The sequence below is a fragment of the Chloroflexus sp. genome, from assembly GCF_049970315.1.
GTDB lineage: Bacteria > Chloroflexota > Chloroflexia > Chloroflexales > Chloroflexaceae > Chloroflexus.
Genome location: NZ_JBMFNE010000003.1, coordinates 74,633 through 86,168, shown reverse-complemented (window position 1 = coordinate 86,168; position 11,536 = coordinate 74,633). Strand labels below are relative to the sequence as shown.

Genomic DNA, 11,536 nt, shown 5'->3' with positions numbered 1-11,536 from the left:
GGTATCTGCACCGTGCCGGTTTTGTCGTATGATACGCTCGTGATGTATGAGGTGCAGCGAGGAGGTGTGCATGCGATTCCTTTCGGCGGCCGATGTGGCTCAAGCCGCGCCAATGGCCTCTGCGATTGAAGCGGTAGCGCAAGCATTTAGCCTACTGGCACGTGGTGAAGCTGATATTCCCCTACGAACGGCAATTACAACCCCTGCGTATGCAGCAACAACCTTCTTCATGCCCGGCCGACTCGGTGGTGAGTTGCCGGCGCTTGGTCTCAAGACCGTCTCGGTCTTTCCCCAGAATATGTATCGTGCTGAACCGACGATCTATGCACTGGTGACCCTATTCGATCCGACTAGCGGTCGGCCGGTGGCAGTGCTTGATGGTACGTACCTGACCGCACTGCGTACCGGGGCTGCTTCAGGGGTGGCGACCCGCCTGCTGGCGCGCCCTGAGGCGCGCACGTTGGTCATCTTCGGGGCCGGTGCGCAGGCGTTGTCGCAGGTGGTGGCCGTGCTGGCGGTGCGTCCGACAATTGACAATATCTGGATTGTTAATCGTACCCGTGATCGGGCGACGTTGTTGGTAGCGCGATTGCGTGGTGAGGGCTTTCGTGGTGATCTGCGCATTGCGACCGATCCAACCCTGCCGCTAGCCGAAGCTGACATCATTTGCACCGCTACGAGTAGCCCAACCCCGCTCTTTGCTGCCGATCTTGTGCGGCCCGGTACCCATATCAATGCCATTGGCGCCTACCGCCCCGACATGGCCGAGATTCCACCGGCAGTTGTGGCCCGTAGTCGTGTCTTTGTCGATCAACGTCATGCGGCGTGGGCCGAAGCCGGCGACCTCATCCAAGCCCGTGCTGCCGGCCTCATCGCCGAGCACCATATTGCCGGTGAGCTAGGTGAGTTGGTTAACGGTACAGTTAGTGGGCGTACCTCTGCCGATGAGATAACCTTGTTTAAGTCGGTGGGCAATGCGGTGCAAGATTTGGCTGTCGCCGCACTGGTGTTACAGCGGGCCACCGAACTCGGTTTGGGGATCGAGGTTACGCTCTGAGCTTTTTCATCAGGCCTAGCGACGTTATTCATCGAAATGTTAACCGTACCCTGTACAACAAGAAGTAAATCGCACCGGATAACGCTGCGATTGATGCACATGTAAGGAGTTGTCATCGTGAAAAACATCTGTGTTGTTGGTACCGGATACGTTGGCCTCACGACCGGCGTCTGTTTTGCCGATCTTGGTCATTCGGTCACGTGTATCGAAATTGATCTGCACAAGCTGGAACTGCTGCGCAGTGGCAAATCACCGATCTATGAACCCGGTCTGGAAGAGTTACAAGAGCGCAATATGCATGCCGGGCGGCTACGTTTTACCGACGATTATGCGGTGGGGATCCCTGAAGCCGAATTTATCTTTATCACCGTCGGTACACCGATGGGTGAAGATGGTTCGGCCGATCTGACGTATGTAAAAGCGGCTGCGCGGAGTATCGGCAAGTATCTGCGCTCCGGCTCGATCATTATCGATAAGAGTACGGTGCCCGTAGGTACCGGTGATATGGTCGAGAACATCATCGCCGAACACGCCGGTCCTGATGTCAAGTTTGATGTGGTCTCGAACCCTGAATTCTTGCGCGAAGGCAGTGCGTTAAGCGACTTTTTCAAGCCTGACCGGATAGTATTAGGGGCGAAAAATCGTGAAGCAGCACAGCGAGTAGCTGCGTTGCACGAGACGCTTGGCGCACCGATTATCATCACCGATCTGCGTACCGCCGAGATGATCAAGTACGCCTCAAATGCCTTCTTGGCGACCCGTATTTCGTTTATCAACGAGATTGCTCAAATCTGCGAGCGGTTGGGCGCTGATGTGCGCGAAGTGGCGCGTGGGATGGGCGCTGACAAGCGGATCGGGCCTCATTTTCTTGAAGCGGGTGTTGGCTACGGCGGCTCCTGCTTCCCGAAAGATGTACTGGCGCTGTACCATATGGCCGCTTCGGCGGGTTGTCACCCGCAACTGTTGCAAGCTGTGATGGACATCAACACCGATGCGCGGAAGCGATTTGTGAAGAAAGTCGAGACGGTGCTTGGTGATCTGACCGGTCGCCTGATCGGTGTGTTGGGTTTGTCGTTTAAGCCGAACACCGATGATATGCGTGAAGCGCCGAGTGTTGATATTATCAATGCACTGCTGAAGAAAGGGGCGCGGATAAAGGCTTACGATCCGGTCGCAATGCCACGGGCAGAAGAGTTGTTGCCGACCGTGACGTTTACCGCCACTGCCTACGATGTCGCAAAAGACGCCGACGCTCTGCTCCTCGTTACTGAATGGAATGAGTTTAAGCAACTCGACTGGCAACGGATCAAACGCTACATGCGCCAACCGGTAGTGATCGATGGACGCAATCTCTACGACCCGCGTGAGATGCGGAGCCTTGGCTTCATCTACTGGGGTGTGGGCCGTGGCGAAGCGCCGGTGCCGTTGCTGGAAGCGGTAGAGAAAGCCGGTGATTAGGAAGAAAGGGGCACGGCATCGCACCAGAGGGGCACAGCACTGCTGTGCCCCTACAATATCGTGCCGCACGGTGAGCGACCGGTGCGCCATGGTCGGGGCGATGCGGGGGTTCAGGTGAGAGCGGGGCGTCGGGGTCCCTGGGGCGACATCGTGTTGCTGTGCCCCCATCAGTGTCGTGTTGGGTTATGGGTGACGGGTGCGCCGTGGGTCGGGGCGGTGCGGGGGTTCGGGTGAGGGCGGGGTGTCGGGGTATCCGAGTCGACGTAGTAAGGGCATAGCGCCGCTATGCCCTTACTTATGCATCGCAGAATCCCGGCATCGCCTTACCAAAAATTGCGCTACAATAGCCTCGTATTCCGGTTCTAATCTGTGAGGAGGCTCGTGATGAGCGATAATCGCCGTAGTCGTATGATTACCGAAGGCCCGCAGCGTTCACCCAATCGGGCAATGCTGCGTGCGGTCGGGTTTGGCGACAACGATTTTACGAAGCCGATAGTGGGAGTGGCTAACGGGCACAGTACGCTGACACCGTGCAACGCCGGCTTAGGAGCGTTAGCAGCGCGGGCGGAAGCCGCTATTCGTGCCGTGGGCGGTATGCCGCAGGTCTTCGGCACGATCACGGTCAGCGATGGTATCTCGATGGGGACCGAAGGGATGAAGTATTCTTTGGTCAGCCGCGAGGTGATCGCCGATTCGATTGAGACGGTCGTCAATGCCCAACGGATGGACGGCATTCTTGCAGTGGGTGGCTGCGACAAGAACATGCCCGGCGCCTTGATTGCCATGGCCCGGCTCGATATTCCGGCCATCTTTGTCTATGGTGGCACCATCAAACCCGGCCATTACAAAGGCCGTGACTTGACCATCGTCAGCGCGTTTGAGGCGGTTGGTGAATACAGCGCTGGCCGGATCGACGAACACGAATTGCTTGAGATCGAGCGCCATGCATGCCCCGGTGTCGGCTCGTGTGGGGGTATGTACACTGCCAATACGATGTCGTCGGCAATTGAAGCGCTGGGCTTGAGTTTACCCGGCTCTTCAACGATGGCTGCCGAAGATGAGGAGAAGGCGATCAGCGCGGCTCGTTCCGGCGAGGTATTGGTTGAGGCCATCCGTGCCAATCGCACGGCGCGCCAGATGTTGACTCGTAAATCGTTTGAGAATGCAATTGCGGTCGTAATGGCATTAGGTGGCTCTACCAACGCCGTTTTGCATTTGCTGGCGATTGCCTATGCTGCCAAAGTACCGTTGACCATCGATGATTTTGAGACGATCCGCCAACGGGTACCGGTGCTCTGCGATCTCAAGCCATCGGGCCGCTATGTGGCGACCGATCTACACCGTGTCGGTGGTGTACCGCAGGTGATGAAGATGTTGCTGAATGCCGGCTTACTCCACGGTGACTGCATGACGATTACCGGTCAGACAATCGCTGAGGTGCTGGCCGATGTACCCGACGAGCCACCGGCCGATCAAGATGTCATCCGTCCCTTTCATAAACCCCTCTATCCGCAAGGACACTTGGCTATCCTCCGTGGTAATCTGGCCGAAGAAGGTTGCGTTGCGAAGATTACCGGTATTAAGCAGCGCTCGATTACTGGACCAGCCCGTGTTTTCGATGCCGAAGAGGAATGTCTCGAAGCGATTTTGAGTGGCAAGATTAAGCCGGGCGATGTCGTGGTGATCCGGTACGAAGGGCCGAAGGGTGGCCCCGGTATGCGTGAAATGCTCGCCCCAACATCGGCGATTATCGGCGCTGGCTTGGGCGATAGCGTTGGGCTGATTACCGACGGACGCTTCTCTGGTGGTACCTATGGCTTGGTAGTCGGTCATGTTGCGCCTGAAGCAGCGGTTGGTGGCACCATTGCCCTAGTCGAAGAGGGTGATAGTATCACCATTGACGCCGATACCCGTCTCTTGCAGCTCAATGTCTCTGATGAGGAGTTGGCACGGCGCCGCGCTGCGTGGCAACCTCGTCCGCCACGCTATACCCGCGGTGTATTGGCGAAGTATGCCAAGTTGGTATCGTCGGCTAGTCTTGGTGCAGTGACCGATCGCTTCGATGGCGAGTCGGCGTAAGGGCGAAGAGTGCAGCCGATAACTCGGTGAGAGCCGCGTACCGCGCGGCTCGCTAATCCATCGCTTCTGTCTGCGCCTGCCATCCGATGATGCCGTTCGGTGCATAGCTCAAGAGCGGGTGCAGTGCCGGATCGGTGAGGTTGATGAGCGTGGGCATCGTGCTGCACAGCATCGGCAAGCCAAGCGCCTTCAACCACTCGTCATCGTCAAAGGCATGCAACGGGCGTTGGCCGGCGCGGTCGGTGATCACCGCTAGATCACAACGGTCGAACGGTAGCCCTTCGCGCAGTAAGCTGTCGGTGTCGAAACCAACGACCAGTGTGGTACACGCCGGATCGGCCAGCGCCCGTATCACTGCGTGTCGGTCGGCATGTTCGAGAGTGATGCCATCGTACCGCGCTGCCTGTGCCTGAACAGCCTGGCTACGATACCGCTCACCGGTGATCGCGACAATCGGAATGCGACCGAGGCGCGACCATGGTGGTTGCACATCGGAGATGGCGAATAGCTCATCACGGGTAGCGATCCAGCTCCGTTCGCCTTGCCCCAGGAGCAGACTACCGTCGGGTAATCTGGTTGTTGGAATATCGCGTTGGCGTGCGTTGGCGATCAACTGGAGCGCAGCGACCGGTAACGCCTGTGCTTGACGCCGATCACGCAGAGCGAAGAGTGGCTCGTCAGCATCCCACGTGGTATCACCGGTCAGTTCAGCGTTAAGACCATCGATCACATATTGACAAAGCTCAGCCCCGATGTCTGGCTCGTTGGTGGTAAAGAAGGCACTGAGGAGTACATTATCGGGCTGCTTGTGCGCGGTGATGTGTAGGTGGGCGATCATCAAACCAACGGCCAATGCGCCGTGTTTTAGTGCAGTACGTAGTCGTTCACGGTAGTCATCATTAGTCCTAGCTCGTAAGATAACGCCGGGTTGGGGGCGATAAATATTCGGGCCGTGTAATGCGGCAAGTTGAACTGTAGTAATGGGTCGAGTCATTGACTTCTCCCACGTAACGGTGTATCCACGCAAGGTGGTACGGAACATAACTTGTGTTGTGCAGTATACCCCTTTGCGTTCTTTGCGTTCTTTGCGTTCTTTGCGTTCTTTGCGTTACTATGATAGCACTGCTCCACGAACCATACTTACCGTTGATCCGTCGTGCGTTATTGGCAGTCACTCCACGCGGTATAGCAAAAGCACTCGACGTTGGCTGTGGTGATGGAGCCAAAACACACTGGTTGCGGGAATGCTGTACGTCCGACGGGTTGATCATCGGCCTCGAACGGGATGTCAACGTCTTGGGTTCTACGCAAGGCATATCGCAGATCGTTGGTGATGCCGTCAACCTCCCCTTTGCCGATCAGACAATCGATGTAATCTGGTGTATCGCAGCCCTCGCCCTCTTCTCACAACCACAGCAAGCCTTAGCCGAAATGCGGCGCGTACTGCATCCCCGTGGAAGACTGATTCTGCTTACTGCCGGTGAATACTGGGTACGGTTACGCAAGCATCCGCTCACCGTAGTACAGACGCTACCACCGGACATCCCGCTACCACCGGCTGATGGTCTGGGTGAAGAGTGGACGAGGCTGTTGAGAACGGCCGGGTTTGCGCAGCCGCAGGTACGTGCCTATCTCCTCGACAGTACTGCACCGGCGCAAGCGGCATTGCTCGACAGTGCCGAACTTGCCGCGTACATCAATCAAGCACCGTTTATCAGCCCGATAGCAGAACCCGAAGTACACCTGGTCTTGTTTGTCGTGAAGGCGTAATGCCAGACCGGTACTCCTCCGACCAACGGCAGAAGCGTACCGGTTCACCCACATACCGATAGGTGGGGTATCAAAACGTTCTTTCCCGCGACGGTTCTTTACATGGTACACTACATGATGGCATTCTACGGCAACAAACTTGCGGGAAAGGATAAAGCACCGTCTATGAAGATTGCAGTACTCGCCGATATTCATGCCAATCTGGCCGCGTTTCAAGCGGTGATTGATGATATTGAGCGATGGAACCCCGATATCGTGATCATTGCCGGTGACATCATCAACCGTGGTCCTCAGCCGCGAGCGTGTCTCGAGTTAGCCTTGCGTATGCGCACGGAACGTGGCTGGCACGTGTTACGTGGGAATCACGAGGGGTACATCTTATCCTATGAACGTGATGTAGCCACCGGTTGTCCTCCGCAAGGCGGTAAACAGGCTTTGCTAGGACCGATTATCTGGACACATCAAGCGGTAGCCGATATGTTACCGCAGATTGAAGCCTTGCCTACCAATCAGGTAGTAACGACGCGAGATGGCCTTGTCATGGCGTATCACGCTTCGATCCATCACGACCGCGATGGATTATTGCCAAGCCATACCAAACTCGAATTGCATGCCAAAATCGATCCGCGGGCCGCAGTCTTTTGTACTGCACACACCCATATGCCGTTTATACGGCGGGTAGGTGAAACGCTGGTAGTGAATGTCGGGTCGGTTGGCTTGCCGTTTGATGGTGATTGGCGAGCTGCGTATGCGCGTCTTATGGTGTATCAAACGGACTGGCAGGCGCAGATCGTGCGGCTACCTTACGATCGGGCAGCAACTTTACGCGCTGCTCGCGATCTGATGGTACCGAATGCAGGGCCGATTACCCACATTATGCTCCGCGAACTCGAGACAGCTCACTCGTTGTTATTCGACTTTGTGCCGGTCTACAACGAGCCGGTCATCGCCGGTGTTATCGGTCTTGAAGAGGCGGTCAACCAGTTTCTCTCGGCAGTAGAACGAGCCGCGTGAAAGGGAATCCTGTGCTTCAGATAGTTCGCTACGATCGTCAACCGGAACCGCGTGCTGAGGACATTGCCGCCGATCTGATGGGTTGGCTAGCGCGCGAAGGGTATACGATCTTTTCAACCGTAGTGGTGAATGCACTTGGGCAGTCAATGACCATCGATGTGTATCACCACGACGGTCCTGATCCCTATGTGCTGTATCATCCGGCATTTCCGCCTGGTGGTTTAGGTGAGACTATCTACCTACTCCCGGATGCAAACGCGATGGATGAACTGCTCCAACGCGCCCAGCAGATGGTAGCGGTGCTCATGACCATCATTGCCCGCCGTCAAATGTCGTAGCGCCTATGCCGGTACCCGCAGAGGGGCCGTTTCTTCGAGTGCTGCGACTAATTCACACAGCATCGCGTTGCATGGTGTTGGCACGCCCAATCGTGCCCCTTCGCGTACAATTGCACCGTTGATCGTATCAATTTCGGTCGGTGCGCCGCGTAACACGTCTTGCAGCATCGAAGAGTAGTTGTCGGCAGTGGCTTGGACTACGGCCAATGTTTCGGCGACCGGATCGGTAAGATTGAGTGTGATACCGGCAGCTTGGGCTACGGCGACAGCTTCTTCGACCACCTTGCGCACAAGGTTACGTGCAGTGGGAGTTGTTGCTAATGCGCCGTTAGGAACGCGCAGAATCGCGGTGAGTGCATTGATACCGACATTCACAAGTAACTTGCTCCAAACCATCCTGTTCAGATCGGTTGAAACGGCAGCAGGTAAACCGCTCGCGTGAAACCGGTCGGCGATAGCGTAGGCAAGGTGTAGAGCCGGTGTTATGCTGAAGGTTGTCGTACCGAGACCGGCAACCCGAACATAGCCAGGGCCGAGGATGGTGGCACCGAGCGTAGTCACTGCCTGCCCAACGTGCTGCTTACCAAGACGTGCACTAAGGATTTCTACATTACCCAGACCATTTTGTAGCGTGTACGCCACCCCGTCGGTTGTGAGCACCTGGGCTGCGACCTCGGCAGCCCACGCCGTCTGCGCCGCTTTAACGGTGATCAGGGCTACTTCAACCGGTTCGACGCTGCTTGGATCGGTCGTGGCGGAAAGGGTAACTACCCGTTCTTTATTATCGATTAAGCAACGTAACCCGCCGGAGTTGATCGCATGAACATGCTCCGCCCATAGGTCAATCAGGATCACATTACTTCCAGCGGCAAGGTGAAAACCGATTACGCTGCCCAACGCACCTGCCCCGATAATTGCGATATTCATAGTGACGACCTCTGTTATACTACTGTCACAACCATGGTAGCACGAGTAATAGACAGGTGCGTTATGAAGCAGGTCTGGAGATGGCTCATCATCGGTTGGGTGGCATGGTTGGTGGGGTGTAGCAGTAGTGCTGCTCTACCGACGCCAACGCCCACACCCGATCCACGCGCATTAGCGGCGGCAATCGGTCGGGCTACGCAAAATAGTCAGAGTGCGCATTTTCGGATTACCCTCAGCGGAAAGCCGGTAGCACTCGATAGTGGTGGGGTGACGGTTCTCAATAGTATCGAAGGCGATTTGCGTCGTCCAGATGCTGTTCTCTCCATCCTCAATATCACGCTCGGTAATGCGATCGGTGAAATTCGGACCATCTCGTTAGCCGGGAAGCAGTATACGACCAACCCGATCACACGCCAATGGATGTGTTTGCAATCGGGTTCAACGTTCGATCCGGCAACGTTGTTTGCCCCGGAGAGTGGCATTGAGGCGTTACTGGCGAATAACCTGGCCGATGTGACGCTGGTGGGTATTGAAGATCTAAACGGTCGTCCACATTATCATCTGCGTGGTACGTTACCCGCCGAACCCTTGCGGGCAATTAGTCTGAATTTGCTCGGTGCAGGGCCGGTAACCGCCGATATGTGGGCCGATCAAGAGACCATGCGGGCTAGCCGTGTCGTGCTGGTGGATACCGCTACCGATGCGACGAACCCTAGTACGTGGACGCTTGAGTTTAGTGACTACGATAAAACGGTGGATGTCCGTGAACCGATCCAATGCCCATGAAGAATCCAGCTTTGACCAACGTTGAAACCCGTACTGTTGATCCGCGCTTGACACTGGCGCTGGTCTGTCTCGCGATCTTTATCGGTGCGGTCGATCTCACCGTGATCAGTGCAGCGTTGCCCAAAGTGATGATCGACCTCCGCCTCGCTCTGGATACCGAGCTGAACCGTGCGTCGTGGGCAGTGAGTGGGTACTTGTTGGCGTATACCGTCAGTATTACCTTCATGGGTCGGCTGTCCGACCTATTCGGGCGGCGGAAGGTCTATTTTCTCTGCCTCGTTACCTTCTTGGTTGGATCGGCGGTCGTCGCGGCGGCGCCTAACTTGACAATATTGATTGTTGGTCGGGTTATCCAGGCGCTTGGAGCCGGAGCGATGGTACCGGTATCGATGGCCCTGGTCGGCGATCTCTTTCCGGTAGGGCAGCGGGCGGCTGCCCTCGGTGTGATCGGGGCCGTCGATACCGCCGGCTGGATGGTTGGTCACCTCTATGGCGGCGTCTTGATGCGTCTGTTCGACGACTGGCGACTGCTCTTTTGGCTCAATCTCCCGATCGGTGCGGTGGCGCTTGGGTTGACGTGGTACGCTCTGCGGAATGTACCAACCCCGCCGCGCGTAGGTTCGTTCGATTGGCCGGGAACCGTGTTGTTAAGTGCTGGTCTGGTGGTATTGAACGTTGGTTTGGCGGCCGGGAGTGAGTTAGGAGCGACCGACTTCTACGGTGAGCGGTTGGGGCCTCCACCGTATGCCGGGCCGCTGGTCGGATTAGCGTTGGTGTTGTTCGCACTGTTTGTCTGGGTCGAGCGACGCAGCGCCGATCCGTTGATCGGCTTAGAACTGTTTACGCGCCGTGATACGGCGATGGCGTGTATCATCAATGTAATGGTTGGTTTTGGCCTGGCCATCGCGATCACGAATGTACCACTGTACATTAACACTCGTCTACTGCTTTACCACCCAACCGATAGCGATATTCTGCGAATTGCAGCGTGGGATGCCGGTTGGATGTTGTCGGCATTGACCTTGACGATGGCTGCCGCCGCATTGCCCGGTGGCCTATTGACGGCGCGCTTTGGGGCGCGCTTGCCAACCATCCTCGGTTTAGGCTTGGCGCTCGCAGGCTATCTCTTGATGACGTTCTGGGGGCCAGAGGCAACCTATCTGCGGATGGGGTTGGAATTGGCCCTAACCGGTATTGGTCTCGGCTTGGTGATCGCACCGGTCGCCGATACCGTTGTGGCGGCTGCCGGCGAAGATCGGCGTGGGGCAGCTTCGGCATTGGTGATTGCCCTGCGTTTAGTTGGGATGACGGTCGGTGTCGCGTTGCTCACATTGTGGGGCGTGCATCGGCAAGATGTGTTACGGCGGGCCGGTGCCGATAATCCACTGGCATTGACCGACCCGGCTCGGTTTCTGATGGAGATTGCCGCCAATGTGATCGGCGAAACCTTTCTCTTTGGCGCAGTAGCGTGTATCATCGGACTGGTGGCCGGTTGGTTGATGCGAAAATGGGTGGTAACACATCACACCGGATAAGGTGCTCTGGTCGTAGGAAAATGTCATGCATGATGAAGAGATTCAGCGTTTAATCGCCCAACGATTACCGGCAGCGGTGCGGGCCGGTCCTGCTGAGATTCGGCGTTACAGTGACGAGATTGTGATCATTTTACCGATTGACCGCCCGCTTGATGATATTCCGCTCTTGCGTGAGCAGACACGGCGTGACCGGATGCGGGTGGCTCGTGAGATCGAGCGCCACCTCGGCGTGCCGGTCGCATGGGGGATGCGGAGCGCCGATCACGAGGTGCTCTTTACGACGCGCACGGTGCCGGTTATGACCCGCCTTGGCCGTGCTGAACGCGAGCTGCTCGATTTACTGGTGGCCGTAGGGATTGCTGATACGCGCAGTAGTGCGTTGGCCTACATTGCCCGCGCCTTTGCTTACGAACATCGTGAATGGCTGAATGAGGTGCGGCTGGCAGTGGGAGAACTGGCTCGCGTGCGTGCTCGGCTCCAATTGCAGCCTCGCTCTGGGTCACCTGTAATTCCGCCTGAAGTGACAGATGGCGCTTGACAAAATGGCCTGGTTGCTGCTAACCTTAATGGCG

At 56.7% G+C, this 11,536-nt stretch carries 11 protein-coding genes; 9 read left to right on the top strand and 2 right to left on the bottom strand.

Going from position 1 to position 11,536, the window contains the following annotated elements; all coding sequences use genetic code 11:
• Window positions 1–70 precede the first annotated feature (70 nt).
• From ACP5OT_RS02905 to ilvD, 3 genes are all read left to right on the top strand, one after another.
• Window positions 71–1,057 (top strand): ornithine cyclodeaminase family protein, encoded by a 987-nt coding sequence (locus tag ACP5OT_RS02905; protein ID WP_424675041.1) that lies wholly within the window; start codon window positions 71–73, stop codon window positions 1,055–1,057.
• Between the two features lie 117 nt (window positions 1,058–1,174).
• The gene (locus tag ACP5OT_RS02900; RefSeq protein ID WP_428131281.1) at window positions 1,175–2,515 is read left to right on the top strand and encodes a UDP-glucose dehydrogenase family protein; all 1,341 of its coding nucleotides are present in this window, start codon (window positions 1,175–1,177) and stop codon (window positions 2,513–2,515) included.
• 384 nt (window positions 2,516–2,899) lie between these two features.
• On the top strand, window positions 2,900–4,594 hold the full coding sequence (ilvD, locus tag ACP5OT_RS02895) for a dihydroxy-acid dehydratase (RefSeq protein WP_428111162.1): 1,695 nt from the start codon (window positions 2,900–2,902) through the stop codon (window positions 4,592–4,594).
• 52 nt (window positions 4,595–4,646) lie between these two features.
• Here the strand turns inward: ilvD and ACP5OT_RS02890 are convergent, their stop codons facing one another.
• Entirely contained in the window at window positions 4,647–5,588 is a 942-nt protein-coding gene (locus ACP5OT_RS02890; RefSeq protein ID WP_424675038.1) for a DUF4938 domain-containing protein, read from the bottom strand.
• Between the two features lie 119 nt (window positions 5,589–5,707).
• Here ACP5OT_RS02890 and ACP5OT_RS02885 point away from each other — a divergent pair, with 119 nt between their 5' ends.
• The 3 genes from ACP5OT_RS02885 (at window position 5,708) to ACP5OT_RS02875 (ending at window position 7,716) form a co-directional block, all read left to right on the top strand.
• On the top strand, window positions 5,708–6,364 hold the full coding sequence (locus tag ACP5OT_RS02885; RefSeq protein WP_424675037.1) for a class I SAM-dependent methyltransferase: 657 nt from the start codon (window positions 5,708–5,710) through the stop codon (window positions 6,362–6,364).
• A 165-nt stretch (window positions 6,365–6,529) separates the two neighbouring features.
• Window positions 6,530–7,378, top strand: a complete 849-nt coding sequence (locus tag ACP5OT_RS02880) for a metallophosphoesterase family protein (protein ID WP_424675036.1) — start codon at window positions 6,530–6,532, stop codon at window positions 7,376–7,378.
• 11 nt (window positions 7,379–7,389) lie between these two features.
• The gene (locus ACP5OT_RS02875) at window positions 7,390–7,716 is read left to right on the top strand and encodes a hypothetical protein (protein WP_428111157.1); all 327 of its coding nucleotides are present in this window, start codon (window positions 7,390–7,392) and stop codon (window positions 7,714–7,716) included.
• A gap of 3 nt (window positions 7,717–7,719) precedes the next feature.
• Here the strand turns inward: ACP5OT_RS02875 and ACP5OT_RS02870 are convergent, their stop codons facing one another.
• A complete protein-coding gene (locus ACP5OT_RS02870; protein ID WP_424675034.1) occupies window positions 7,720–8,643 on the bottom strand; it encodes a ketopantoate reductase family protein in 924 nt (307 codons plus the stop codon).
• A gap of 63 nt (window positions 8,644–8,706) precedes the next feature.
• On the opposite strand from ACP5OT_RS02870, the gene ACP5OT_RS02865 reads away from it, so the two are divergent.
• From ACP5OT_RS02865 to ACP5OT_RS02855, 3 genes are read left to right on the top strand one after another with little or no spacing between them, the layout of a single operon-like run.
• A complete protein-coding gene (locus ACP5OT_RS02865) occupies window positions 8,707–9,429 on the top strand; it encodes an LppX_LprAFG lipoprotein (protein ID WP_424675033.1) in 723 nt (240 codons plus the stop codon).
• Window positions 9,426–10,964: an MFS transporter gene (locus tag ACP5OT_RS02860; RefSeq protein ID WP_428111152.1), complete on the top strand. Its 1,539-nt coding sequence runs from the start codon at window positions 9,426–9,428 to the stop codon at window positions 10,962–10,964. Before ACP5OT_RS02865 ends, ACP5OT_RS02860 begins: the two co-directional genes overlap by 4 nt.
• Window positions 10,965–10,989: 25 nt before the next feature.
• Window positions 10,990–11,502, top strand: coding sequence for a hypothetical protein (locus ACP5OT_RS02855; protein WP_424675031.1), 513 nt, complete (start codon window positions 10,990–10,992; stop codon window positions 11,500–11,502).
• Window positions 11,503–11,536: the final 34 nt, after the last annotated feature.

Excerpts from the sequence above, each read along its gene's own strand:
- ACP5OT_RS02905 (WP_424675041.1), top strand. The coding sequence starts at position 71 with ATGCGATTCCTTTCGGCGGCCGATGTGGCTCAAGCCGCGCCAATGGCC.
- ilvD (WP_428111162.1), top strand. The coding sequence starts at position 2,900 with ATGAGCGATAATCGCCGTAGTCGTATGATTACCGAAGGCCCGCAGCGT.
- ACP5OT_RS02890 (WP_424675038.1), bottom strand. The coding sequence starts at position 5,588 with ATGACTCGACCCATTACTACAGTTCAACTTGCCGCATTACACGGCCCG.
- ACP5OT_RS02885 (WP_424675037.1), top strand. The coding sequence starts at position 5,708 with ATGATAGCACTGCTCCACGAACCATACTTACCGTTGATCCGTCGTGCG.
- ACP5OT_RS02880 (WP_424675036.1), top strand. The coding sequence starts at position 6,530 with ATGAAGATTGCAGTACTCGCCGATATTCATGCCAATCTGGCCGCGTTT.
- ACP5OT_RS02870 (WP_424675034.1), bottom strand. The coding sequence starts at position 8,643 with ATGAATATCGCAATTATCGGGGCAGGTGCGTTGGGCAGCGTAATCGGT.
- ACP5OT_RS02865 (WP_424675033.1), top strand. The coding sequence starts at position 8,707 with ATGAAGCAGGTCTGGAGATGGCTCATCATCGGTTGGGTGGCATGGTTG.
- ACP5OT_RS02860 (WP_428111152.1), top strand. The coding sequence starts at position 9,426 with ATGAAGAATCCAGCTTTGACCAACGTTGAAACCCGTACTGTTGATCCG.
- ACP5OT_RS02855 (WP_424675031.1), top strand. The coding sequence starts at position 10,990 with ATGCATGATGAAGAGATTCAGCGTTTAATCGCCCAACGATTACCGGCA.